This is a genomic window from Enterococcus sp. AZ179, from assembly GCF_050498885.1.
Lineage (GTDB): Bacteria > Bacillota > Bacilli > Lactobacillales > Enterococcaceae > Enterococcus_D > Enterococcus_D entomosocium.
On record NZ_JBMHEO010000001.1, the window covers coordinates 1,816,961 to 1,841,409 of the forward strand.

General features: G+C 45.0%; 21 protein-coding genes and 1 other annotated feature. Of the genes, 20 read left to right on the forward strand and 1 reads right to left on the reverse strand.

Features of this window, described 5'->3' with window-relative positions; all coding sequences use genetic code 11:
- Positions 1-7: 7 nt before the first annotated feature.
- The 6 genes from IGI88_RS08645 to IGI88_RS08670 all read left to right on the forward strand — a co-directional run bounded on the left by IGI88_RS08645 (position 8) and on the right by IGI88_RS08670 (position 6,018).
- The gene (locus tag IGI88_RS08645) at positions 8-856 is read left to right on the forward strand and encodes a chorismate mutase (RefSeq protein ID WP_008376222.1); all 849 of its coding nucleotides are present in this window, start codon (positions 8-10) and stop codon (positions 854-856) included.
- Positions 853-1,377, forward strand: a complete 525-nt coding sequence (locus IGI88_RS08650; RefSeq protein WP_016611442.1) for a transcription repressor NadR — start codon at positions 853-855, stop codon at positions 1,375-1,377. The genes IGI88_RS08645 and IGI88_RS08650 overlap by 4 nt, the downstream gene beginning before the upstream one ends.
- Positions 1,378-1,497: 120 nt before the next feature.
- Positions 1,498-1,736 (forward strand) — a binding site (T-box leader).
- A gap of 361 nt (positions 1,737-2,097) precedes the next feature.
- Positions 2,098-3,174: a methionine ABC transporter ATP-binding protein gene (locus IGI88_RS08655; protein WP_008376218.1), complete on the forward strand. Its 1,077-nt coding sequence runs from the start codon at positions 2,098-2,100 to the stop codon at positions 3,172-3,174.
- Positions 3,175-3,855 carry a methionine ABC transporter permease gene (locus IGI88_RS08660; protein ID WP_005232318.1) on the forward strand — a complete coding sequence of 227 codons (681 nt, stop codon included), beginning with the start codon at positions 3,175-3,177 and terminating at the stop codon, positions 3,853-3,855.
- 52 nt (positions 3,856-3,907) lie between these two features.
- Positions 3,908-4,747 carry a MetQ/NlpA family ABC transporter substrate-binding protein gene (locus IGI88_RS08665; RefSeq protein ID WP_008376213.1) on the forward strand — a complete coding sequence of 280 codons (840 nt, stop codon included), beginning with the start codon at positions 3,908-3,910 and terminating at the stop codon, positions 4,745-4,747.
- A gap of 62 nt (positions 4,748-4,809) precedes the next feature.
- The gene (locus tag IGI88_RS08670) at positions 4,810-6,018 is read left to right on the forward strand and encodes a M20 family metallopeptidase (protein WP_005232314.1); all 1,209 of its coding nucleotides are present in this window, start codon (positions 4,810-4,812) and stop codon (positions 6,016-6,018) included.
- A 93-nt stretch (positions 6,019-6,111) separates the two neighbouring features.
- Here IGI88_RS08670 and def read toward each other — a convergent pair whose 3' ends face one another.
- Positions 6,112-6,675: a peptide deformylase gene (gene def / locus IGI88_RS08675; RefSeq protein WP_008376209.1), complete on the reverse strand. Its 564-nt coding sequence runs from the start codon at positions 6,673-6,675 to the stop codon at positions 6,112-6,114.
- Positions 6,676-6,921: 246 nt separating this feature from the next.
- On the opposite strand from def, the gene IGI88_RS08680 reads away from it, so the two are divergent.
- From IGI88_RS08680 to IGI88_RS08745, 14 genes are all read left to right on the forward strand, one after another.
- A complete protein-coding gene (locus IGI88_RS08680) occupies positions 6,922-7,986 on the forward strand; it encodes a DUF871 domain-containing protein (RefSeq protein WP_061053670.1) in 1,065 nt (354 codons plus the stop codon).
- Positions 7,979-8,887 carry an N-acetylmuramic acid 6-phosphate etherase gene (gene murQ / locus IGI88_RS08685; protein ID WP_008376205.1) on the forward strand — a complete coding sequence of 303 codons (909 nt, stop codon included), beginning with the start codon at positions 7,979-7,981 and terminating at the stop codon, positions 8,885-8,887. Before IGI88_RS08680 ends, murQ begins: the two co-directional genes overlap by 8 nt.
- The gene (locus IGI88_RS08690; RefSeq protein ID WP_008376202.1) at positions 8,887-10,899 is read left to right on the forward strand and encodes a glucose PTS transporter subunit IIA; all 2,013 of its coding nucleotides are present in this window, start codon (positions 8,887-8,889) and stop codon (positions 10,897-10,899) included. Before murQ ends, IGI88_RS08690 begins: the two co-directional genes overlap by 1 nt.
- 128 nt (positions 10,900-11,027) lie before the next feature.
- The gene (locus tag IGI88_RS08695) at positions 11,028-12,059 is read left to right on the forward strand and encodes an LPXTG cell wall anchor domain-containing protein (protein ID WP_429960356.1); all 1,032 of its coding nucleotides are present in this window, start codon (positions 11,028-11,030) and stop codon (positions 12,057-12,059) included.
- Between the two features lie 266 nt (positions 12,060-12,325).
- A complete protein-coding gene (locus IGI88_RS08700) occupies positions 12,326-12,994 on the forward strand; it encodes a TetR/AcrR family transcriptional regulator (RefSeq protein ID WP_005232294.1) in 669 nt (222 codons plus the stop codon).
- Positions 12,987-14,714 carry an ABC transporter ATP-binding protein gene (locus tag IGI88_RS08705; RefSeq protein WP_008376197.1) on the forward strand — a complete coding sequence of 576 codons (1,728 nt, stop codon included), beginning with the start codon at positions 12,987-12,989 and terminating at the stop codon, positions 14,712-14,714. Before IGI88_RS08700 ends, IGI88_RS08705 begins: the two co-directional genes overlap by 8 nt.
- Entirely contained in the window at positions 14,711-16,591 is a 1,881-nt protein-coding gene (locus IGI88_RS08710) for an ABC transporter ATP-binding protein (protein WP_086372558.1), read from the forward strand. Before IGI88_RS08705 ends, IGI88_RS08710 begins: the two co-directional genes overlap by 4 nt.
- A gap of 203 nt (positions 16,592-16,794) precedes the next feature.
- A complete protein-coding gene (locus IGI88_RS08715; protein WP_139959836.1) occupies positions 16,795-17,940 on the forward strand; it encodes an acetylornithine transaminase in 1,146 nt (381 codons plus the stop codon).
- Between the two features lie 146 nt (positions 17,941-18,086).
- Complete coding sequence (argC, locus tag IGI88_RS08720; RefSeq protein ID WP_194199309.1) at positions 18,087-19,109, forward strand: N-acetyl-gamma-glutamyl-phosphate reductase; 1,023 nt, start codon at positions 18,087-18,089, stop codon at positions 19,107-19,109.
- 78 nt (positions 19,110-19,187) lie between these two features.
- Positions 19,188-20,378 carry a bifunctional glutamate N-acetyltransferase/amino-acid acetyltransferase ArgJ gene (gene argJ / locus IGI88_RS08725; protein WP_195961016.1) on the forward strand — a complete coding sequence of 397 codons (1,191 nt, stop codon included), beginning with the start codon at positions 19,188-19,190 and terminating at the stop codon, positions 20,376-20,378.
- Positions 20,379-20,413: 35 nt separating this feature from the next.
- Positions 20,414-21,175: an acetylglutamate kinase gene (argB, locus tag IGI88_RS08730; protein ID WP_429960357.1), complete on the forward strand. Its 762-nt coding sequence runs from the start codon at positions 20,414-20,416 to the stop codon at positions 21,173-21,175.
- A 175-nt stretch (positions 21,176-21,350) separates the two neighbouring features.
- Complete coding sequence (locus IGI88_RS08735; protein WP_429960358.1) at positions 21,351-22,172, forward strand: VOC family protein; 822 nt, start codon at positions 21,351-21,353, stop codon at positions 22,170-22,172.
- Positions 22,173-22,582: 410 nt separating this feature from the next.
- Positions 22,583-23,497, forward strand: a complete 915-nt coding sequence (locus IGI88_RS08740; RefSeq protein WP_005232278.1) for an ABC transporter permease — start codon at positions 22,583-22,585, stop codon at positions 23,495-23,497.
- A gap of 22 nt (positions 23,498-23,519) precedes the next feature.
- Positions 23,520-24,413, forward strand: coding sequence for a carbohydrate ABC transporter permease (locus tag IGI88_RS08745; RefSeq protein WP_005232275.1), 894 nt, complete (start codon positions 23,520-23,522; stop codon positions 24,411-24,413).
- The last annotated feature ends 36 nt before the right edge of the window (positions 24,414-24,449 follow it).

The window sequence follows — 24,449 nt, forward strand, 5'->3', positions numbered from 1 at the left end:
TTATGATATGACACAACGTACCGAAAAAGAGAAAATGATTGCTGGCGAATTGTACTTTTCCCCAGATCCAGAATTGGTGGCAGACCGGAAATATGCCCGTGAACAAATGAACCTGATCAACCAAGAAACTGATACAAAAATCAAAGAGCAGTTACTAAAAGAAACTTTCGGCTCTGTGACTGGTCGAATCTATATCGAACCGAATGTCCGCTTTGATTATGGCTACAATATTTCTGTCGGCAAAAACTTCTATGCTAACTACGACTGTGTGCTATTAGATGTTTGTCCAATTACCTTTGGTGACAACTGTATGCTGGCACCCAATGTTCGGTTGTTTACGGCGACTCATCCATTGCATCCGGTCAAACGAAATAGCGGCTTAGAATTAGGGGCACCGATCGTGATTGGCGATAACGCGTGGATCGGTGGCGCGGCCACGATTTTGCCGGGGGTGCGCTTAGGTAACAATGTCGTGGTGGGGGCTGGCAGTGTCGTTACCAAATCATTCCCAGACAATGTTGTGCTGGCGGGAAATCCGGCACGGGTCATCAAGACGATCGACTTGGAAGAAGAAAACAACCAGCAAGATCCTTTGGCTGTTCAGCGAGCGGCGATCGATGACATTGATTGGCAGCTCACGCATCTTTTAGAAAAACGCATGAGTACAGTTAATGAAATCGTGCAATTGAAGAAAAGTAGTCAGTTGCCGGTTTTAGATGAAAATCGTGAAGAGAAAGTGCTGGAAAATATTCGGCAGGCGATTTCAAATCAAGCCTATGAGGAAACGATTTTAGCCATGTTTCAATCAATTATGAAACACTCAAAAACCTATCAAGAGAATCAATTGGAGGAATGAGTATGGATGGAGCAACACGTCGAGAAACGATTTTAGCGGCATTGAAGCAAGCGGACAAAGCGATCAGTGCCAGCAAACTGGCAGAATCACTAGGAGTCAGTCGCCAAATCATCGTTGGGGACATTGCCTTGCTGCGAGCAGCCGGTGAAGCGATCGCGGCCACTGCTCGCGGCTATCGACTGCAAGCACTGTTGAATGAGGCGGGGCATGTCAGCAAGCTAGCGGTGCAGCATCGGCCTGAACAAACCGAAGAAGAATTGCGGATTTTTGTCGCTTGTGGCGTGGAAGTGGTCGATGTCATCGTTGAACATGAAATCTATGGAGAGATCACTGGCAATTTGCAGATTCAAACAGACCAAGACGTGACTGATTTCATCAACAAAACCAAACATGCAGAAGCCCGCTTGCTCTCAGATTTAACCAATGGGGTACACTTGCATACGTTGCGTTACACCGATCCTGCGGCTCTGGAAAAAGCCAAACAACAGTTAGCAGAAAAAGGCATGCTCTATCAAAATTGAGGCGTAAACCATTCTGGCAAGGACGCTATCGGCAGTCTTGGGGAACACTTAGATGAAAAAATTGTGATTTTTTGTTGACAAGGCGTTCATTTTCCAGTAAAGTACAACTCAACAAGAATAATGAATCTGTTGAGAAGGAAAGTAACCGCGGATACTTTAAAGAGAGACTCTGGTTGGTGGAAAGAGTCAAGTCAGAAGCGATGAAAAATGGCCTTGGAGGATTGATTGTCGATAAGTAGGCAATCACGGATGCGCACTACCGTTACAAAGTGCACCAATCTCTAGCACGGCTAGACGTTGGGTTGAGGGAAGGGAAACCTTCTAAACAAAAGGTGGTAACACGAGTATTCGTCCTTTTACTAGCAAACGCTGGTAAAAGGACTTTTTTTATACACAAAAATCAAATAGCACCACACACGAAGAATTGGTAAGTACAAAAGCACGTTTTTTCAACAGAGAGCTTCGGTAGCTGAAAAGAAGCATCAAACGACTTTTAGAAAATGGCCAAGGAGTGATTCGTTCCGAGCAGTAGTTTGCAAGGCGACGACGGTAGCGACCGTTATCTGGCTAGAGTATGATCGTACTCGAAAAGGAGCTGTATGCGAGTACAGCTTAAACTGAGGTGGTAACACGCAAAAAGGCGTCCTCAAACAAGTCACAGGTGACTTGTTTGAGGATGCCTTTTTTTTATTGAAAAAGACAAGAACTAGGGGGAAGACGATGATTTCATTAAAAGATATATCAGTAACATTCAATCAATCAAAGAAACCCGCGATCCAAGCGGTCAAAAACGTATCGATCGAGATCGACAAAGGGGACGTGTACGGCATCGTGGGTTACTCAGGCGCCGGGAAAAGTACACTCGTCCGTGTGATCAACTTATTGCAGCGCCCAAGCAGCGGCAGCGTCGTCGTCAACGGCACGGAGCTGACCACACTTTCTGCGAAAGACCTGCGAGAAAAACGGAAAACGATCGGAATGATCTTTCAGCACTTCAACTTGATGGACAGCCGCAATGTTTTTGATAACGTGGATTTTTCCTTGAAATATGGGGGACGGTCCAAACAGGAACGTCATCAAAAAGTAACCGAGCTGCTGGCGCTTGTTGGATTGGAAGAAAAAGCCCAAGCGTTTCCTAGCCAACTATCTGGAGGACAAAAACAGCGGGTCGCCATTGCCAGAGCTTTGGCAAATGATCCAGAGATCTTGCTGTGTGATGAGGCAACTAGCGCCCTTGATCCGAAAACGACCTTACAGATATTGGCTTTGTTGAAAAAATTAAATCGGACTCTCGGTTTGACCATCGTGATCATTACCCATGAAATGCAAGTTGTCAAAGAAATCTGCAACAAAGTGGCAGTGATGGAAGACGGTGAAGTTATTGAGCAAGGTTCGAGCGTTCAGATTTTTAGCCAACCAGAAAAACCATTGACCAAAGATTTCATCCGAACGGCGACGCACATCGACCAAGCCTTAGAAACGATCCTCGGCAGTTCGAAGTTTTCTTCCTTGGCACCGAATGAATGGCTGGTGGAGCTGTCCTACGTGGGGGATCAAACCAATGAACCACTGATCGCCCAATTGTACAGTCGCTACAAAGTGACCACCAATATTCTTTACGGCAACGTGGAGATCTTGCAAGAAGTGCCGATCGGCAGCTTGGTCGTTAGCTTATCCGGAGAGTACCAACAGCGCAAACATGCCTTAGAATATTTGAAGTCTCAAGGAGTGTACACCAATATTTTAAAAGAAAATCATGCAGAACCATTAAACAATGTGATTAAAGGAGGATTTTAGATGGCTGCCTTATTAGAAAGATATTTTCCCAATGTTGTTGCGATCCAAGATGAATTTGTCGCAGCAACGATCCAAACCTTGTATATGGTTTTTTGGACCTCCTTGATCGCGGGCATCTTAGGCATCTTGTTAGGGATCGTCCTGGTAGTGACTCGACCGAGTGGAATTTTAGAAAATCGACCACTCTTTGAATTTCTCGATAAGGTCATCAATGTGGTCCGCTCGATCCCTTTTATTATCTTATTGACGTTGCTAGGAACCTTTACCCGATTTCTTGTGGGAACGACGATCGGCGAAACAGCAGCATTGGTTCCTCTGATTGCTGGGATCATTCCTTTCTTTGCTCGGCAGATCGAGATTGCCTTGCTAGAAGTTGACCCCGGTGTCGTGGAAGCAGCCGAAGCGATGGGCACCAGTCCTTTCGGCATCATTTTTCGGGTCTATTTGCCAGAAGGCGTGGCGGGAATCATTCGGGTCTCTGCATTGACCGTGATCAATGTGATCGGATTGACCGCCATGGCAGGAGCAGTTGGCGCTGGCGGTTTAGGTAACTTAGCCATCACCCGCGGGTACAACCGATTCCAGACCGATGTCACGATCATGGCGACCTTGATCATCTTAGTATTCGTTTTTATCAGTCAATTTGTCAGCAACCTACTCATTAAACGAGTATCACACTGACCACCACTTACGTACAAATAAAAAAACAAGCAAGTCTATGGAGGAAGAAAAAATGAAAAAAATCGTACAATCAATCGTCTTAGGGGCAGCATTATTATTTATTACCGGATGCGGAAACAATGGCAGTGCCGCAGCCACTGACCAAGAAGAAGTCACTGTGAAATTAGGAGTGATTGGCGCGGACACCGATGTCTGGGATGATGTCAAAGATCGTTTGAAAGACGAAGGCATCAATTTAGAATATGTCCAATTCTCTGATTACAATCAACCCAACGCAGCCTTAGCTGATGGTTCCATTGACCTCAATTCATTCCAACACCAATTTTTCTTGGACAATTATAATAAAGAATTTGGTACCGATCTCGTATCGATCGGCAATACAGTCAACGCGCCATTAGGCATTTATTCCGACAAAGTGACGGATGTCAACGACTTGGCTGAAGGAGCTAAAGTTGCGATCCCGAATGATGTGACCAATGGTGGTCGGGCATTGCTCTTGTTACAATCAGCTGGATTGATCAAAGTGGATGAAGCAGCCGGACAAACACCAACGGTCGCGGATATTACTGAAAACCGTTTGAATTTAGAAATTTCGGAACTTGATGCAGCGCAAACAGCCCGGGCACTTTCCGATGTCGATGTTTCTGTTATCAATAGCGGCATGGCGGTAGATGCAGGATTTGTGCCTACCGAAGATGCAATCTTTTTAGAGCCTGTTGATGAAACGGCCCGTCCTTACGTCAACATCATTGCCGCCCGTAAAGAAGATGAAGACAATGAAGTTTACCAAAAAGTGGTTGCTGCTTACCAAACAGAGGATACGAAAAAAGTCATCGAGGAAACGTCAAAAGGATCAAGTGTTCCTGCTTGGGAAACCTTTGGAGCAAAATAAGTGCTATGTAATTTGATAAAAACACTGAAAAAAACCATGTAAGAAAAAGGAGAGATTTGATTATGACAACAGCAACTATTACAAAAGCAACGATTAAACCATTTATCCAAGAGCGTTTAGCCGCTTATCAAGCCTTGGCATTAGATATCCATAATCACCCAGAAGTCAGCAACTATGAGTTTTACTCAGCCGATGCCCTGATCGCCCAATTAGAAAAAGAAGGCTTTGCTGTTAAAAAGGATGTCGCAGGACATCGCACCGGCTTTGATGCCCGCTATGTCAGTGGAAAACCGGGCCCAACGATTGCCTTTTTAGCTGAGTACGATGCGTTACCAGGGATCGGTCATGCTTGTGGGCACAATCTCTTCGGGACTTATTCCGTCTTAGCAGCCAGTGCCCTGCAACCTTTCATCGATGAGCTAGGCGGGGAGATTCGAGTCTATGGGACGCCAGGAGAAGAAGGTGGGGAAAATGGTTCCGCTAAAGGCAGTTTTGTCCGTGAAGGGTTCTTCAATGATGTCGATGCCGCTCTTTGTGTCCATCCAGCCCATCGCTATGGCAAAACGACAGCGTCATTAGCCAATGATCCAGTGGATATCAAGTTCTATGGTCGAGCTTCCCATGCGGCAGCTGCACCAGAAAAAGGCATCAACGCGTTAGAAGCATTGCTGCAAGTCTTTAACGGGATCAATGGATTGCGTCTACACTTACCAAAAGACGTCAATATTCATGGTGTGATCACCGATGGTGGCGTGGCAGCCAATGTCGTGCCAGAATATGCAGCCGGTCGTTTTTATTTACGAGCAGCCAATCGAGCGACCTTGAACGATGTCTACGAGAAAGTCGAAAACATCGTCAAAGGAGCCGCTTTAGCCACGGGAGCGACCTATGAATTCGGCTTGTTCCAAAACTCCGTCGATGATGTGATCGTGACACCAAGTTTTGATGAGATTTTCTTTGCCCATGCCCAAGAAGCGGGCGTACCTGCCGATGAGATCGATACGGAAGCCAAAACAAGTCTTGGTTCTTCTGATGTCGGCAATGTCAGTCAAGTGATCCCGACGATCCAACCCACCGTTTCGATTTCAGATGACTACATTGCGGGTCATTCGGAAGAATTCAAAGCCGCTGCCAAGAGTGAAAAAGGCTTGCAGTCGATCGCTATCGCGGCTGAACTTTTAGCGCTGACCGCGTTAGATCTTTTTGAACAACCGGCGTTATTAGAAAAAATCAAAGCCGATCATCAAGAAAGCCTAGCAAAAGGCAATTAACGCCAAAACCTTGAAGGAAGATATCCAGAGGATACTCAATAATATAGAAGAAAAAAAAGTCTCTGCCGCAAAATGTCGGTAGAGACTTTTTAGTTAGTCGATGACTAAAATGCCTTCTTTCAATGAAAAAGGATTTTGTTGATTGATATGATCGTAGAACATGACCCCGTTCAAATGATCGATCTCATGCTGAACGACGATCGCAGGATAGTTCTTTAAACGAACTTTTTTCTTTTTGCCGTTGATGTCGTAATAGCTGATCGTGATCCGGGCATGGCGTACCACGTAGCCAGGGACTTCACGGTCCACGGACAGGCAGCCCTCGCCTTCACCCAAACAAGCTTCTTGCACGGAATGACTTAGAATTTTAGGATTGTAAAGAACATCTTTAAAATCAGGTTCTGCTTTTTCTGGGTCGCTGCTAGGGACGAGGACCGCTGTGATTCGTTTTGAAATATCTAATTGAGGAGCTGCTAGACCAACACCACCTCTTAATTCGAGTTCTTCTGCCTTGACTGGGTCTTGGCTGTTTTCTAAAAAGGTCATCATTTCTTTTCCTAGTGCGATATCTTCTTCGCTCAAAGGAAATGGTACTTCTTTTGCTACTTCACGCAAGGTTGGATTGCCTTCGCGAATAATATCATCCATTGTAATCATTGATGATGTGATTCCTCCTACTATGTAAAAATGACGAAAGCAAGTTTCGTTCCTAATAAAGTTTACCACAAGTGCAGAAAGAAGGGCATAAGAAAGTTTAAACGGTAAAGCTTTCTTATTAAATGAAACGATATTTCTATATTGATGATTTAATTATGAAATATAGTTGCGAACAGGAAGGGAATCAGTTATAATGCTTTTATAGAAAACGGTATCACGATAGTGACTCACCAAGGAGGCAAAGAGATGTTCGGCTTTTCTGTATTTATGAACGAAGACTTGACGGCAGCAGAACTTGAGCAGATGACTGCGATGGCATCAGGCTTTAAAGGGATTTTCACCTCCATGCACATACCAGAAGACGATCGCAGTACCTATCGGCAGCGTCTGACGGACTTGGGAGGTTTCGCAAAAGACCATCAGCTGTCTTTAATGGTAGATATTTCTGGAAACGCCTTAGCAGAAGCGGGCTTTTCCATCGACAATCTGGCGGAACTAAGGGAGATCGGTGTCACTGGTTTACGAATGGACTATGCCATCGACAATCAACAAATCGCTGCTTTTTCAAAAGAAATGACCATTAGTTTGAATGCCAGTACATTAACGGAAAAAGACATTCGAGAGCTGCAGACGTATGGAGCTGATTTTACTCGTTTGGAAGCTTGGCACAATTATTACCCCCGACCAGAAACAGGACTGGATGCTGACTGGTTTCAGGAGAAGAACCGCTGGTTGAAAGCACAAGGCTTTTTCGTCCAAGCCTTTGTTCCAGGAGATGCCAAGAAACGCGGACCGTTATTTCAAGGATTACCCACACTGGAAAGACACCGCAACTGGTCGCCTTTTGCCGCAGCAATCGACTTGTTGGCTACTGGCTCAGTTGATGCTGTTTACATTGGCGATGGGATGGTTTCTGCAAAAAGTGCGCAGCAGTTTGCGACGTATCTGCAAGAAGCGCGGATCGTTTTGCGGGTCAAAGATCTTGGTTCTACTTACTTTGAACACGTACTAGGGGATCACCAGAATCGTTACGATGAAGCTCGAGATGTCTTGCGTAGCGCCGATGCCCGTTTCAATGCCATTCCAGAAGTCAAACCTGAACTTAGTCAAGAGCGGCCAATGGGTGCTGTGACGATCGATAACCAAGAGTACTTGCGTTATATGGGAGAGATTCAAGTGTGCAAACGACCATTGCCTGCAGACCCCAAAGTCAACCTCGCCGCTCAGGTGATACCAGCCGATCTGCCTTTGATCCAACAAATCAAAGCAGGGATGCGATTTAAATTAGAAAGAGATGATTCCAATGAATAAAATCAATTTAGACAAATTAACGACTGAGCGACGCAATAGCGAAACGAGCAATTTAGATGAAATGACGATTTTAGAAGCGTGCCAAAAAATGAACCAAGAAGATCAAAAAGTTGCCTATGCAGTGGAAAAAGAAATTCCTAGTATTGAAAAAGTGATTGAACAAACTATCGCTGCTTTTAAAAAAGGCGGACGCTTGATTTATCTTGGCGCTGGGACAAGTGGTCGATTAGGCGTCTTGGATGCGGCCGAATGTGTCCCAACCTTTGGGGTATCACCAGAGATGGTGGTTGGTCTGATCGCCGGTGGTGAAGAAGCGATGACGGTCGCTGTCGAAGGAGCAGAAGACTCCTTAACGCTAGGGAAACAAGACCTTGTCGATCTGAAGTTGAACCCAAATGACATGGTGATCGGGATCGCTGCCAGTGGTAGAACGCCTTACGTGATTGGGGCTCTTGATTACGCCAATGAGCTTGGTGCCACAACGGCTACGATCGCTTGTAACAAAGATGCGGAGATCTCTCAACATGCCAGCTTTCCAATTGAAGTCGATTGTGGCCCAGAGTTTCTGACGGGTTCGACTCGTTTGAAATCAGGAACTGCCCAAAAATTGATTTTGAATATGATCTCGACGTTATCGATGGTAGGGATCGGTAAAGTCTACAATAATTTGATGGTCGACGTGAAAGCGACCAACGAAAAATTGGTGGAACGCTCAAAACGGATCATCATGCAGGCAACTGAAGCTGATTATGAAACAGCCGCTGCAGCATTTGAAGAAGCAGATCAGAATGTCAAATTGGCGATCGTGATGCTGTTGACGGATAGCACGAAAGACGAAGCACAAGCAAAACTTGCCACGGCACAAGGGTTTGTCAAAACGGCGTTAGGAGGAGAAAAGTAATGGCAAAAGAAACACTGACGGTAGAAGAGTTAGCGGAGAAGATTTTTCAAGAAGCCGGCGGAATGGACAACGTAGAAACAGTCAATCACTGTATGACTCGCGTACGAATGACCGTCCGCGACCACGACAAGGTCGATCAACAAGGGTTAAAAGAGATTCCCGGCGTGATGGGTGTCGTCAATGACGAGCAGCTGCAAGTCATTATCGGACCAGGGAAAGTCAACAAAGTAGCCAACGCAATGGTGGCAAAAGCCGGTGTTGATTTAGGGCAAGAGATCCCGCAGCAAAAATCAGGCAAAGAGGCGTTATCAGAAAAAACGGCAGAGATGAAAGCAGCCCAAAAAGCCAAACAAAAATCATCACCATTGAAGTCGCTGCTGAAAGACATTTCAAATATCTTTGTTCCAATGATTCCAGCCTTCGTTGGTGCAGGACTCGTTGCAGGGATCGCCTCCGTTCTGACCAACATGATCACTGCTGGAAATTTAGATGGAGACACTTGGAATTATTATGTCATGATTTTAAACGTCCTAAGAAATGGGATGTTCACCTATTTAGCAATCTTTACTGGGGTCAATGCTGCGCAGGTCTTTAAAGCCAATCCAACCCTTGGTGGAGTGATCGGTTCGATCATCTTGCTGACCGGTATGAACCCAGAAGCCCCGATCCAAAACTTGTTCACCGGCGAAGCTTTAGCTGCCAACCAAGGAGGGATCATCGGTGTGATCTTCGCTGTATGGCTTTTGGCGAAATTAGAGGCAGTGCTGCATCGAGTGATTCCTGAAGCGATCGATATTATCGTGACTCCGACGTTGTGTTTGTTGATCATCGGTTTGACGGAGATTTTCTTGATCATGCCATTGGCAGGTCTGATCTCTGACAGCTTAGTCGGTTCAATCACTTGGGTCTTGAATGTGGGCGGTGCGTTTTCTGGGTTTGTCTTAGGGGCGGCCTTCCTACCAATGGTCATGTTTGGTTTGCATCAAATTTTGACCCCGATCCACATCCAAATGATCGAAGCAACAGGCAGCACGCAATTATTACCGATTTTAGCCATGGCTGGTGCCGGTCAAGTCGGAGCAGCTTTCGCCTTATGGGTACGACTACGTAAAGACAAAGAGCTTTCTGAAATGATCAAAGGTGCATTGCCAGTTGGGATCTTAGGTATCGGCGAACCATTGATCTACGGAGTGACATTGCCATTAGGTCGACCATTTATCACTGCTTGTATTGGTGGTGGGATCGGTGGTGCGGTCATTGGCGCTTTGACAAATATCGGCGCAACGGCGATTGGACCATCAGGGCTAGCTTTGATTCCATTGATTGCCAACGGCCGTTGGATGGGCTATATTTTCGGCTTGTTAGCAGGCTATGCTGGCGGCTTCGTTGCCACCTACTTCTTTGGGATTCCTAAAGATCGCTTAGAAGCAGTCAAAGGGATTGAGGCAGAGGAGGCAAAACCAGCTGCAACCGTCACTGTGCAACCGCAACCAAAAGAAACGAGTGAAACGGCTGCAAAGGAAACGGCAGCAAATTCATCAGCAACAACGATCGATACACCCTTATACGCAGTAGCAACAGGTACGACAAAATCGATCAGCGCGTCAAGTGATCCGGTATTTTCGCAAAAAATGATGGGCGACGGGTATTTCGTCTTGCCAGACAATGGGGCGATCTTTGCACCAGCAGCAGGAACCGTCACGACGATTTTCCCAACGAAACATGCATTGGGGATCAAGACTGCTAGCGGGCTAGAGATTCTGCTGCACATGGGTGTCGACACCGTCGAATTGCAAGGAGCACCTTTTGAGATCCTGGTGGAGGAAGGCCAAGCGGTGACACCAGCCACCCAAGTTGCCCAAGTCGATTTGGCGCAGCTGACAGCCAAAGGCAAAGCCTCTGAGATGCTCGTTATTATCACCAATATGGACCAAGCAGCCAACGTTGAACTGTTACCGATCGCGGAAACAAAAGCGGGTCAAGCAGTGATGCACGTGGCAACGATAAAATAATGATAAAACCTCTATCTGATAAAGATGGAGGTTTTTTTTAAGAAGTTACTAAATTGATTGCGGAAACGAGGCCTTTATGTTACAGTTTCGTTACAAAGGGAGAAATCCCATACGAGGAGGCAATGACGATGAAAAAAATAATTTGGCTCGGACTAATGACGTTGGCATTTTCACCATTGATGGTTCATGCAGATGAAACGGCTACGAGTTTAAGTGACAATCCGGCTGCCGTTAGCGAGACACTTTCATCAGAAGGGCAAACAGACAGTGAGCAGATCCAAAATTCTGCCCAAGAAAGTACAGGGGAAAACCAAGAAACGGATCAATCCGCTACTTCAGAAACTACAGCTGACGAGAATCAAGAGCCGGTCGATTCCGAAGCCGTTATTGCCTCGATCCAAGCAGAGACAGGAACGCAAAACGTCAATGAAATCAATACATTAGCCGATGAACCTAGTTCGTTGCGTAGTGCGTTAACCCAAGGGATCACTGAAGGCAGTGTGACCGCATTTACCCAAGAACAGTTGGACCAGTTGACAGATGAAGAATTGACCAATGGCAATCGCCTAGCGTTACGTTATTCTAGTGATGCGATGGGCTTTGATATTGCTTACTTGGCAAAAATCATCGGTGCCTTGTTTGTCGATCAGACGTTATCCTGGGAAGCCATTGAGCCGCAACTGGCTTTTGATGCGAATAGCTACGCCAGTTTTGCTGACTTGATTCCTGTCGTGGATCAGTTGCAGGAATATTTAAGGGTCGTCTATCCAGCAGACGGAGTCTTTTTACATTTGAATCAAGCCGTTTCCAACGAATGGATGATTTCAATTTTGACCAATTTGAATCAGATGGAACAAGAGATGCAAGTTGATCCAGGTGCCTTTGTCCCCGGACGGATCTCTTATATCATTCAAGCGGCAAATGATTCCATGTATCTGCCTACAGGCACGCAAACGAGTACGACTGAAGAAGCGACGGCAACTTCGACGACAGCCCAAGAAACAGCGACAACGACTTCTTCGAAAGAGGCCAACGCTACTGCCGATGTCGAAAAAACATTACCTAAAACCAATGAAGCGCCAAGTTATACCTTATTGATCGCCGGTGTTATCCTGCTGCTGATCGTTTTCTTGATTTTATGGCGCCGAAAGAAAAAATGATCGTTATTTATAATCGGCAGAATGAAAAAATAGCAACCTTCGTTTTCCATCAGGGAAACGAAGGTTTTTTGTTTTCAGAAATTTCACTCGTGATTTCTTTTCAAATAACGCCTTTTATAAAAAGACCAGAATTGATTCCTTCATAAAAAAGTCAAATTTAAATTCTTGCATTCTCTGGTGAGGGGTGTATAATGACACAGTGTCATATGACATCGTGTCATATCGAGAGCTGTGATTTATTTTAAATTAGAAAGGAGTTGCTTGTGATGCCGACCGATACATTTTTTCACTTGCCGCCAGAAAAACAAAAGCGTATCTTAAATGCGGCGAAAAAAGAATTCTCAAGACTGCCGCTGAAAGACGCCTCGATCGCCAACATCATCAAAGATGCCGAGATTCCTCGCGGGAGTTTTTACCAATACTTCGAAAACAAAGAAGATCTTTATTACTATTATTTCCATACGTTGAAAAAAAATAGTCAGCGAGATCTGCTGAAATCGATCCAACATGAAAACGGGGATCTGTTTGCGGGGTTCGAATGGTACTTTTCACGGATGATCGCCGAGGTTTTCAAAGGCAAAAACGCAAACTTTTACCGCAATTTATTTATGAGTATGGATTATCGTTCCTTCCATAAAGTCGTTCCAGAGATGCAGCACAAGATGCATCAAGAACACAAAGCCGATCGGCAGAAGCAACAAGCCATCTTTTTGTCAGAGGTCGACAAAGATTTATTGAAAGTCAAAGACGACCATGAGTTGAAAATGCTGATCCAGCTGCTGATGCATACCGTCTTTTCGACGATTGCCGAAGCCTATCGCCAATCAGCATTTGATCCAGACTATGATCCTGCCGAAGCGATCGCTGATTTCAACAGTAAAGTCCGCTGGTTAAGAGAGGGCGCAAAAAAAGAAAGAGGGGAAACCTATGATTAAGCTGATAAAACGCGTATCCGTCATTTCCATAATCATGGCAGTGGTGTTTATGGTGATCCAAGTCGTTTCTGATTTGTATCTACCGACATTGACTTCCAATATTATCAACAATGGGGTGGCGACAGGGGACATTGATTACATTTGGAAAACCGGCTTTTACATGATCGGCTTTTCATTGATCAGTATCATCGCCGCTTTAGGAAATACGTATTTCGCAACAAGAGAATCACAAAAATTAGGACAAAAACTACGTTCGGACATTTACCAAAAAGTTGAGAATTTTTCTTCTCGTTCTTTCGATAAATTTGGGACCGCATCATTGATCACACGAACCACTAACGACGTCAACCAAATTCAAATGGTGACGCAAATGTTTTTACGTATGATGATCAATGCACCGATCACACTGATTGGGGCGAGCTTCTTGGCCTATCAAAAAGATGCCCAATTAACACGAATCTTTTTAGTCGTTATTCCTATCATGCTAGTATTAGTTGGCGGTATTATGTATTTTGCCGTTCCTTTATTCAAAAGTATGCAAAAGAAAACTGACCGTTTGAACTTAGTCTTTCGTGAAGGCTTGACGGGGGTCCGCGTTATTCGGGCATTTGACAAGACGGATTATGAAGCGAATCGCTTTGATCAAGCCAACAAAGATTACACCCACACCGCGATCAAAGTAAATACCATCGTGGCCTTGATGATGCCTTTGATGACGTTGATCATGAGTGGAACGAACATTGCCATCACATGGTTTGGTGGTCATTATATTGCCGAAATGACCTTAGAAGTCGGGAACCTGATTGCGTTTATGACTTATGCGATGCAAATTTTGATCAGCTTTATGATGCTGTCCATGATCTTCGTGATGGTGCCAAGAGCCCAAGCATCAGCTGACCGGATCAACGAAGTCTTAAATGAAGAAGATGAAATTCTCGATCCAAAAACACCAGCGACATTGAGCTTACAAGGGGATCAAGCAACCTTGACTTTTGACCATGTGGCGTATCGCTACCAAGGCGCTGAGAAATTGGCGTTGGAAGATATCGACTTCCAAGCAAAATCTGGTGATTTTGTTGCCATCATCGGTGGGACGGGCTCAGGGAAAACGACACTAGTCAATCTCTTGCCTCGTTTGTACGATGTGGAGTCTGGTGCAATCAAAATCAATGGGGTCAATATTGCAGAAATCACCCAGCACAATCTACGAGAAGTCGTGGGCTTTGTTCCGCAAAAAGCGGTACTGTTTTCCGGTACCATTCGTGAAAATATGAAATACGGAAAACCTGATGCGACAGACGAAGAAATCTGGCAAGCATTAGAGATCGCCCAAGCCAAAGATTTTGTCTCCGAACTGGCAGATGGCTTAGATAGCCGTGTAGAACAAGGCGGCGGCAACTTCTCTGGTGGACAACGTCAACGTTTAGCGATTGCTCGTGCGTTAGTGAAACAAGCAGATGTCTATGTCTTTGATGATTCCTTCTCCGCATTGGACTTCAAAACCGATGCAAACTTACGAGCAGCGCTGAAACGTGACATGCAAGACAGCATCATGGTCGTGGTTGCCCAACGGGTCAGCACCGTCATGGATGCCGATACGATCTTAGTATTAGATGAAGGACAACTCGTAGGGAAAGGGACCCATGAATCATTAATGGCAGACAATGAAACCTATCAAGAAATCGTTTCTTCACAATTGAGAGAGGAGGATCTTGCATGAGTGAAAAGAAAACAACAACACAACACCGTGGCGGACCAATGGGTGGCGGCCCGGGCCGTAACATCGGTGCCAAAGGACCAAAACCAAAAAACTTTTTGGGGACGGTCAAACGGCTTTTCGGGTACATGTCGAAACGCTCCATCGCTATCATTGCCGTCTTCGTTTTAGCGATCGCAGCCGTGATCTTCCAAATCCAAACACCGAAAATTTTAGGGGAAGCGACCACTGAAATTTTTAAAGGGGTCATGATCGGTACACAGCAGATGCAAGCCGGCCAACAGGTGACAGAATTTCCTATCGATTTTGAGAAAGTTGGTCAAATCATTTTGATCGCGATCGGCATGTATGTGATTTCAGCCGTCTTCAACTTTCTACAACAGTTTATTATGACCCGTGTCTCTCAACGAACGGTTTATGAGCTGCGTCGAGACTTAGATGAAAAAATGAACCGCTTGCCGATCTCTTACTATGATACTCACTCAAATGGAGATATCATGTCACGGGCAATCAATGATATGGATAATATCGCAAGTACCCTGCAACAAAACTTGACCCAATTTATTACGAGTGTCGTGACCTTTATCGGGGTTTTGTGGATGATGCTGACGATCAGTTGGCAACTGACTTTGATTGCTTTAGCAACGGTTCCTTTAAGCTTGATCGTCGTGATGATCGTCGCACCAAAATCGCAAAAATTCTTTGCGGCCCAACAAAAAAGTTTAGGATTGCTCAATGACCAAGTCGAAGAAACTTACGGCGGTCATACAGTAGTCAAAACCTTCAACCATGAAGCTGCCGATCAAGTCGTTTTTGAAGAAGAAAATGACCGTCTGTATTCTGCTGGTTGGAAAGCCCAATTTATTTCAGCGATCATTATGCCCTTGATGAACTTCATTAAAAACTTAGGCTATGTCTTCGTGGCTGTCCTTGGTGGAATCAAGGTAGCGAATGGGAACATGACGTTAGGGGATGTGCAAGCATTCTTGCAATACACCAATCAATTCTCTCAACCGATCACTCAAATCGCTAGTTTGCTAAACACCATCCAATCAACCGTTGCATCTGCCGAACGGGTCTTTGAAGTCTTGGATGAAGAAGAAATGAATGATGAGCCTTCTGGTTTACCAGTGGAAGACAGTGAATACAAAGTTCGTTTCGATCATGTTCAATTTGGTTATGCCCCAGACAAATTATTGATGACCGATTTTAATCTGGATGTCAAAGCTGGTGAGATGGTGGCTATCGTAGGACCAACCGGCGCTGGGAAAACCACGCTGATCAATCTCTTGGAACGTTTTTATGATGTTTCTGGCGGTAGCATTCGTTATGATGGCAGAGATACCCGAGACTTGACTCGTGATGAATTGCGTAGTAATATCTCGATGGTGCTGCAAGATACGTGGTTGTTTACCGGCTCCATCTATGACAACATTCATTATGGAAATGAAAAAGCGACCAAAGAACAAGTGATTGCTGCGGCGAAGGCTGCCCATGTGGATGATTTTGTTCGCAAATTGCCAGAAGGCTATGATACGGTCTTGAATGAAGAAGCCAGCAACATCTCCCAAGGTCAACGTCAGCTGATCACGATCGCCCGCGCCTTCTTAGCGGATCCGGACGTCTTGATTTTGGATGAAGCAACTTCTAGTGTCGATACGCGGACTGAGATCTTGATCCAGAAAGCAATGGGGCGTTTGTTAGAAAATCGGACCAGCTTTGTGGTTGCTCACCGTCTCTCTACGATTCGTGATGCTGACAATATCATCGTGATGAATCACGGATCTATTGTTGAAACTGGAAACCATGAGGAATTGATGGCGCAAAACGGTTTCTATGCAGACCTTTATAACAGTCAATTTTCAGAAGAAGTGGCGTGATCCACTGTTTGTAATGAAAGAAATTCTTCCCCAAATGATAATAAACAGACCGCCAAAGGTTGACTGAAAGAAAGCAGTGATTGTCACTGCTTTCTTTTTTTATGAATTTTTATCGCTTTAATTTAAATATTTATTGCAATTATCTAGATAAAAATGTATATTAATACATAATTTCGAATGATCCAAGACAAGGAGTGAAACCAATGAGTCATCTTTTTCCTAATTACAGCCGTTTGCCCATCGATATCCAGCAAGGCAGCGGGAGCTATGTCGTAGATTCGCAAGGGAACCAATATTTAGATTTAACAAGCGGCATCGGGGTCGTTAATCTCGGTTATGGGCATCCCAAAGTGCAAGCCGCGTTGATGACCCAAGCAGAGCAAATTTGGCATGTGCCGAATTTGTATGACAGCCAGCTGCAAGAAGAAGTTGCCCAAAAGCTGACCCAAAATCAAACGAGCGCCTCAGACGAGCCGTATCTGGCTTATTTTTGCAATAGTGGCGCTGAGGCGAACGAAGCTGCTTTAAAGCTGGCTCGCAAAGCGACTGGCCGTAGCAAAGTCATCAGTTTTGAACAATCTTTCCACGGTCGGACCTTTGGCGCGATGTCTTTGACTGGGCAAAGCAGTATTCACGATGGGTTTGGTCCGCTGGTACCAGAGATGGTTTATGTACCGTTTAATGACCTTGAGGCATTGCAAGCCGTTTTAGATGAGCAGACGGCAGCCGTGTTTTTAGAATTGATCCAAGGCGAAGGCGGCGTGATCCCTGCCGAGGTGGCGTGGGTCCAAGGGGTGGCAGCCCTTTGTCAGGAGCAGGGAGCACTGCTGGTGGTGGATGAGATCCAAACCGGGATGGGACGGACAGGAACACTGTTTGCTTTTGAAGGATATGGCATTGAACCTGATCTTTTTACCGTAGCAAAAGGGCTTGGTAACGGGATCCCTGTCGGAGCAATGCTAGGCAAAAGTCATTTGCAAACGGCTTTTGGGCCCGGTAGTCACGGTTCGACCTTTGGTGGCAATAAATTAGCGATGGCCGCTGCTAGTGCCGTCTGCAGTGTGTTGCAAGAAGAGGACATTCAAGTCAATGTTCAATTGCGTCAGCAGCAGTTTTTCGACGGATTGCAAGGACTATCTAAGGTGCAGGCGATTCGTGGGAAAGGATTGATGATTGGTATCGAATTAGCAGATTCGGAAAGCTTGCAATCCGTGTTGACTCAACTGCGGAACCAAGGCCTCCTCGCATTAAAGGCGGGTACCAAGGTTTTGCGCTTGCTGCCACCCTTAACGATCTCGCAAGAGGAAACGAAAGCAGCCTTGGCGATTTTACAAGCGATCTTAGCATAATTGTATAAAAATAGATTTTTTGGGCATTTTTTCTTATAAAAACCGAATAACAGCGAATTTATTTTGAATAGTTTTATAAATAATCATTGACAGAGCAATGGGAGTTTCTTATAATCTTAAGTAAATTCTTTTGAGGAGTGACGTGTTTGAAGGCAGCAATCGTTGGTGTAACAGGGTATACCGGAATTGAATTGATTCGTTTGATCCAGCAACATCCCCAATTGGAGGTGGGCACCTTGCATAGTCATTCTATGCATGAAAATTCATCAGTTTTGTATCCTCATCTAGTTGGGCTGACAGAGCAGCTGATCGAACCTTTTGATGCAGAAAAAATCCAAAAGGAAAATCAACTCGTGTTTTTTGCGACTCCTGCTGGAATCAGCAAAGAACTCGCAGCGACTTTTGTCGCAAATGACTTTCCAGTGATTGACCTTTCTGGTGATCTGCGATTGAAGGATCGGGATAGCTATCAAAAATGGTATCACCAAGAAGCTGCCCCTGCCGAGTTGTTGGCACACGCGACCTATTCGCTGCCTGAGTTTGCAACGACTCCTGGCAATTTGATCGCCAATCCAGGCTGTTATGCGACTGCTGCCATTTTAGCTGCTGCGCCGTTGGTTCAGCAAAAACTATTCAGCGGTACGTTGATTTTTGATGGCAAGTCGGGTTTGTCGGGTGCTGGTAAGAAATTGACGGACAGCAGTCACTTTGCAACCGCTGCGGATAACATGACGATGTATAAGCCAAATCAGCATCAGCATATTCCTGAGATCATGCAGCAGTTTCAGCAATGGGATCAGGCAATGCCGCCGATCCAATTTTCTACCAGCTTACTGCCTGTCAAAAGAGGGATCTTTATGACGCTTTATGCGCCTATCAAAGACGCGATTTCGCAAGAGGACATCTATGAGCTGTACGTAAAAACGTATCAAGACCATCCGTTTGTCCGAGTGCAACCGTTAGGAAAGCTGCCCGAGCTGCGGCAAGTGACGGGAACGAATTTTTGTGACATTGGCCTATGTTTCAATCCGCTGACCCAAGTGTTGACCGTTGTCGCAGTGATCGATAATTTAGGCAAAGGGGCTGCTGGCCAAGCGATCCAAAACTTCAATCGATGGGCAAAGATACCAGAAACGACTGGTCTTATGCAAGCACCGTTATATCCATAAAATAGCCAACAGACGCGTGAGGATACTCGTGTCAGCCAGTGGACAATCCGCAAAAAGGTGGCAGTAGGAGGAAAGAAAATGAAAGAAATCGAAGGAACGATCGCAACCCCCAAAGGTTTTTTTGCCGACGGTCTGCATTGCGGTCTGAAGAAAGAGAAAGTCGATCTTGGTTGGATCGTCTCTGAAGTGCCAGCCAGTGCTGCGGCAGTCTTTACCACCAATCAAGTACAAGCGGCACCCATTCTCGTTACAAAGGAAAAAATGCAAGCAGGCACCTTGCAAGGCGTGATCGTCAATGCGGGCAATGCCAATGCTTGTACCGGGGAGCAAGGTTTAAAAGATGCACAAGAGATGGCAGAATTGGCAGCAGCCCAGCTGCATACGAGTCCCGAAGCCTTTGCGGTAGCCTCCACCGGGATCATTGGTAAGAGCTTACCGATGGAAAAAATCACGGCAGGGATTCAGCAACTAAACAGGCAAGGGGATGCCCACCGATTTCAAAGAGCAATTTTGACGACGGATCTGACTGAAAAAAGCAGTGTCATCCAATCAACGATCGCTGACAAAACTGTGACTGTTGCGGGCTGTGCCAAAGGGTCTGGTATGATCCATCCTAATATGGCCACGATGCTGGCATTTGTTACGACGGATGCAGCGATCGCTCCAGCACTCTTGCAAGCACTGCTGAAAGAATTAACCGACGTTACCTTCAATCAAATCACGGTCGATGGCGATACATCCACCAATGATATGGTGTTAGTTTTAGCCAACGGGTTAGCCAAAAATCCAACGATTGAAGCTGACACGCCAGCTTATCATGAGTTTAAAGGGATGCTCAAAGCAGTTCTGACCGCACTAGCCAAAGCAGTTGCAAAGGACGGAGAAGGCGCCAGCAAATTGATCGAAGCTCACACGAGTGGAGCTGTGACCGATGAAGCAGCCCGCATGATCAGCAAAACCATCGTTGGTTCGCCACTGGTCAAAACAGCCCTCTTTGGCAAAGACCCGAACTGGGGGCGTATCTTATGTGCAGTGGGCTATAGTGGGCAGCCGATCGACCCAGCAACGGTATCGATTGCATTAGCCGACATTCCCGTCTTTGTCCAAGGGACACCGGTAGCTTTTGACGAAACCATCATGCAAGAACAGTTGGCGGAAAATGAAGTCAAAGTCGCTGTTGAGCTGAAAGAAGGGGCAGGTGTTGGCACCGCTTGGGGCTGTGATCTGACCTATGACTATGTGAAAATCAACGCACTATATCATACCTGAAACAAATCAGGTACTAGACAAAAAGGAGCGAGTAGATGGAAACGATCGTAGTAAAAATCGGCGGTGTCGCTTCAGACAATTTAACCCCGTCATTCTTTGAGACGATAGCAGATTGGCAAGCTGCGGGCAAAAAAGTGGTCATCGTCCATGGCGGCGGTCACTACATCTCAGAAATGATGGAGAAAATGGCGTTGACAGTCACGATCAAAGACGGCCTGCGGGTGACCGATCCCCAGACGCTTGAAGTAACTAGAATGGTCCTTCTGGGACAAGTTCAACCGCTGATTACGACTGCTTTCCAGCAAGCTGGCTTCCATGCCGTGGGACTGAATGCTGGTTGTGATCAGCTGATCCAAGGAGAAGTTATCGATGAGGAGAAATTAGGTCAAGTAGGGAAGGTTCAACAAATCAACGCTGCTTTCCTGCAGCTCTTGACAGAGAAAAAACATGTTCCGATTTTGGCCCCACTAGGAATTACTCCAGATGGGCAATGGTTGAACATCAACGCGGATGAAGTGGCTTGTCAGGTCGCAGCCAGCTTACAAGCCGAAAAACTGTATTTGTTGACGGATGTTCCTGGCATCAAACAAGAAAGCAAGTGGTTGTCGGCTGTTTCTTTTGAGGAGATCCCCCAACTGATCGCCGAAGAAGTAGTCACGGGCGGCATGCTGCCAAAACTAAAAAGTGCTCAGAAAGCCTTAAAAGCAGGGGTAGCTGCCGTTTGTATCACCGATCGGATCGATCGTTTAGGAACCCAGATCCTCGCGGCAAGTCCAGCAGCAGCTGGCTGTAGTTGAAGCCATTAGCGACACCTAAACGCCACCTCTCTACTTATAAAAATGCAAAATTCTGACTTTTCTGTGCTTTTCTTCTTATTTTCTCTAAAAAAAGAATAAAATAGGTAGGGATTTCATTTGCTAGAATTTCGTTTTATCAGTACAATGAGTACATATGTAAGTAGGGGGAGAAACAATGACAGATTTCTTATTGGGGAGCAGTACGAAGTTGCTGACTGTTGCAATTCGGGTAAAAGACCGCGATCAAGCGATTGCCTTTTATCGCGATGTACTTGGCTTTGAGCTGAAAAGAGAAGAAAATGAGTTGGCCATCTTTGGTCTAAAAGGATTAGATAGAGAAGTTTTATGGTTGGAAGAAAGCCCGCGTGCCAACGACCATTTCGGTGAGATCAAAAAGATGCAGCGCATCGTTTTAGCCATATCCTCGCTAGAAGAAGCGGCAACTATCGCGAGCAATGCCCAACAAAAAGCGATTGCTTTCGAAGAAGCTCGTTATGAAGCGAATCAATTAGGCTTTATTATAGCGGATCCAGAAGGAAACAAAATCGAAGTCTTATTTACAGCACCCGCAGGAACTGTGGTACCAAAAGACGAAGCAGAATTGATCAAAGCGGCACCTGCAAAAGCGGCTGGCTTATCAAAAGCGGCTCATTTTGGCAAGCTGTATTTAAACGTCAGTGATCTAGCCAAAGAGCAGCTTTTCTTAGAAGAAAGCTTAGGCTTGAAAACAAAAGAAGCCGAAACAAAGGAATTTATCCTCAATGATGGTGACTTCCAAGTTGGCTTGACTGAAGCACAAGGTGGTACGATCGACTTACCGAGCCACGAGGTGCTTGGCTTAGACTTCTTGAAAATCTCCATCAGTCAAGAAGATATCGATACATTGGAAAAACACTTGTCTGAGAAGAATCAAGAGTTTTTCATCGACAAAAAACGGCAATTGTTGACGACCTACGATGCGATCGGTATCGAATGGTGGTTTATCGTTAAAAAATAATAGATTATGAAAGAAAAAGCAGAGAGGGCGATTCTCTGCTTTTTCTTTTTTTTGTCAAAAAAAGAAACTTTTGCTTTTATTTCACACGAAAGAGTGTAAAAACCTGTTACATCGATTCGAAGACCAATCATTGAAAAAACGGTAGTTTATCTGCATTAGTAGAACAGGTCCAATCTATTTTTAATTTCTTATTTAGTTATTTAATATTTGAAACGCTTGTCTTAAAACTTAATATAATAGCCATTATGATTCAAAAATCGCAAACATTATATTGAATTGTGGTTATTCTTAATTTATAATAAAAAAGAATCGAGATTCGATGGCTCTGGACGCAGAGGTTATTTGTTGTTATTAATGTATGCGGTTTCTTATGGTGTTGAGCAGTAACGGGAAGACAAGGAGTAGATGTGATGGAAAAAAAGTGGATACACCGATATTTTGCTCAGTGGGATCTGCAGATGATGGTACTGCCGGCGATCTTACTGGTAGGCATTTTTAGCTATATCCCAATGTACGGGATTTTGATGGCATTTCAACAGTACAATATTTTTGAAGGTATGACAGGCAGTCCATGGATCGGCTTTGATAATTTTCGGCGCTTTTTTAGTGAACCACGTTTTTGGGAAATTTTACGGAATACCATTATGATCAGTGTGCTAAAGATTGCTATTTGTTTTCCAGCACCGATTTTGCTGGCGTTGATGCTTAACGAGGTCAAGAACGTTGCATTCAAACGTGTGGTGCAGACGATTACTTATCTCCCGCACTTTTTATCATGGGTGATCGTGGCGGGGTTTACGATGTCGATTTTATCGATGGATAACGGTAGCTTAAATATTGCTTTGGAAAGTTTAAACCTGATCGATGAACCAATCAACTTTTTATCGATCCCTCGCTATTTCTGGACGATCATCGTTACGACAAATCTTTGGAAATCGATTGGCTTTGGCTCGATCGTCTATATGGCAGCCATTGCTGGGATCGATCCGCAACTGTACGAAGCAGCATCACTAGATGGCGCAACGAAATTTCAGCAAGTCTTTTTGATCACTCTGCCTTCGATCGTTCCAATCATTACGATCTTCTTGATCTTAGAAATTGGCAACTTGTTGAATGCGGGCTTTGAAGATTTGCTTTTACTGGGGAGCAATCCAGCTCTTAGAAATGTGGCGGATGTCATTGATACCTATGTGTATCGGGTAGGGATCAGCAACTCTCAATATTCATACGCAACAGCTGTTGGTTTGTTCAAAGCAGTCATTAGTGTCACTCTTTTGAGCGGAGCAAACTTTTTCGCACGCAAAGTGGGTCACAGCTTATGGTAATCAGCAGAGGAGGAAATGAACAATGAAGAAAAATTGGGGCGACCAAGCGATGATGATTTTTATCTACCTTTTCTTGATAACGCTTGCATTCTTGACATTTTATCCCTTCTGGAATTCACTGGTGATTTCCTTTAATTCTGGACGTGACACGGTGACCGGTGGGATCACGTTTTGGCCAAGAGAATTTACGTTGGAAAACTATCAGATCGTCTTTCAAGATCAGCGCTTGATGAATGCCTTTTTCATCAGTGTCTTACGGACAGTGATCGGGACGTTTTCATCGATCATGCTGACAGCGATGGCAGCATATGGAATGTCAAAAAGAGAACTGATAGGGCGAAAATTTATTACGATTTTTTTCATCCTCACGATGTTCTTCAGCGGCGGCTTGATTCCAACTTTTTTAGTGGTACGTTCACTTGGACTGATGGATTCTTTTTGGGTAATGATTATTCCTGGTCTGATCAGTGTTTGGAATATGATCATCTTCCGTACGTTCTTTCAGCAACTGCCGAAAGGATTGGAAGATTCAGCGAAAATTGATGGTTGTGGTTATTGGGGCACGTTTTTCCGAATCATTTTGCCGTTATCAGGTCCAGTCATTGCCACTTTGTCGCTATTTACCGCCGTTGGGCATTGGAATGATTGGTTTATGCCAAGCATCTACATTACTTCAGATCATCTGATTCCCTTGCAGACCTTTTTGCAACGAGTCTTGAATTCGAACACGGTGAGTTCGCAAATGAGTCAAATCGATTCTGGCTCAGCAGCACGTTTGGCGGAAATGACTGGTGTCACAGGAAAATCCTTGTCGATGGCGATCATGATGGTGGCGACTTTGCCGATCGTAATGGTTTATCCGTTTGTCCAAAAGTATTTTGTAAAAGGTGTATTGATTGGTTCGTTGAAAGATTAGCAGAGCAGGAGGAACTCTCTTGATTAGAGGAGAGAA

Bases quoted from the DNA above. Each gene is read 5' to 3' on its own strand.
- IGI88_RS08645 (WP_008376222.1), top strand. From the start codon at position 8: ATGACACAACGTACCGAAAAAGAGAAAATGATTGCTGGCGAATTGTAC.
- IGI88_RS08650 (WP_016611442.1), top strand. From the start codon at position 853: ATGAGTATGGATGGAGCAACACGTCGAGAAACGATTTTAGCGGCATTG.
- IGI88_RS08655 (WP_008376218.1), top strand. From the start codon at position 2,098: ATGATTTCATTAAAAGATATATCAGTAACATTCAATCAATCAAAGAAA.
- IGI88_RS08660 (WP_005232318.1), top strand. From the start codon at position 3,175: ATGGCTGCCTTATTAGAAAGATATTTTCCCAATGTTGTTGCGATCCAA.
- IGI88_RS08665 (WP_008376213.1), top strand. From the start codon at position 3,908: ATGAAAAAAATCGTACAATCAATCGTCTTAGGGGCAGCATTATTATTT.
- IGI88_RS08670 (WP_005232314.1), top strand. From the start codon at position 4,810: ATGACAACAGCAACTATTACAAAAGCAACGATTAAACCATTTATCCAA.
- def (WP_008376209.1), bottom strand. From the start codon at position 6,675: ATGATTACAATGGATGATATTATTCGCGAAGGCAATCCAACCTTGCGT.
- IGI88_RS08680 (WP_061053670.1), top strand. From the start codon at position 6,922: ATGTTCGGCTTTTCTGTATTTATGAACGAAGACTTGACGGCAGCAGAA.
- murQ (WP_008376205.1), top strand. From the start codon at position 7,979: ATGAATAAAATCAATTTAGACAAATTAACGACTGAGCGACGCAATAGC.
- IGI88_RS08690 (WP_008376202.1), top strand. From the start codon at position 8,887: ATGGCAAAAGAAACACTGACGGTAGAAGAGTTAGCGGAGAAGATTTTT.
- IGI88_RS08695 (WP_429960356.1), top strand. From the start codon at position 11,028: ATGAAAAAAATAATTTGGCTCGGACTAATGACGTTGGCATTTTCACCA.
- IGI88_RS08700 (WP_005232294.1), top strand. From the start codon at position 12,326: ATGCCGACCGATACATTTTTTCACTTGCCGCCAGAAAAACAAAAGCGT.
- IGI88_RS08705 (WP_008376197.1), top strand. From the start codon at position 12,987: ATGATTAAGCTGATAAAACGCGTATCCGTCATTTCCATAATCATGGCA.
- IGI88_RS08710 (WP_086372558.1), top strand. From the start codon at position 14,711: ATGAGTGAAAAGAAAACAACAACACAACACCGTGGCGGACCAATGGGT.
- IGI88_RS08715 (WP_139959836.1), top strand. From the start codon at position 16,795: ATGAGTCATCTTTTTCCTAATTACAGCCGTTTGCCCATCGATATCCAG.
- argJ (WP_195961016.1), top strand. From the start codon at position 19,188: ATGAAAGAAATCGAAGGAACGATCGCAACCCCCAAAGGTTTTTTTGCC.
- argB (WP_429960357.1), top strand. From the start codon at position 20,414: ATGGAAACGATCGTAGTAAAAATCGGCGGTGTCGCTTCAGACAATTTA.
- IGI88_RS08735 (WP_429960358.1), top strand. From the start codon at position 21,351: ATGACAGATTTCTTATTGGGGAGCAGTACGAAGTTGCTGACTGTTGCA.
- IGI88_RS08740 (WP_005232278.1), top strand. From the start codon at position 22,583: ATGGAAAAAAAGTGGATACACCGATATTTTGCTCAGTGGGATCTGCAG.
- IGI88_RS08745 (WP_005232275.1), top strand. From the start codon at position 23,520: ATGAAGAAAAATTGGGGCGACCAAGCGATGATGATTTTTATCTACCTT.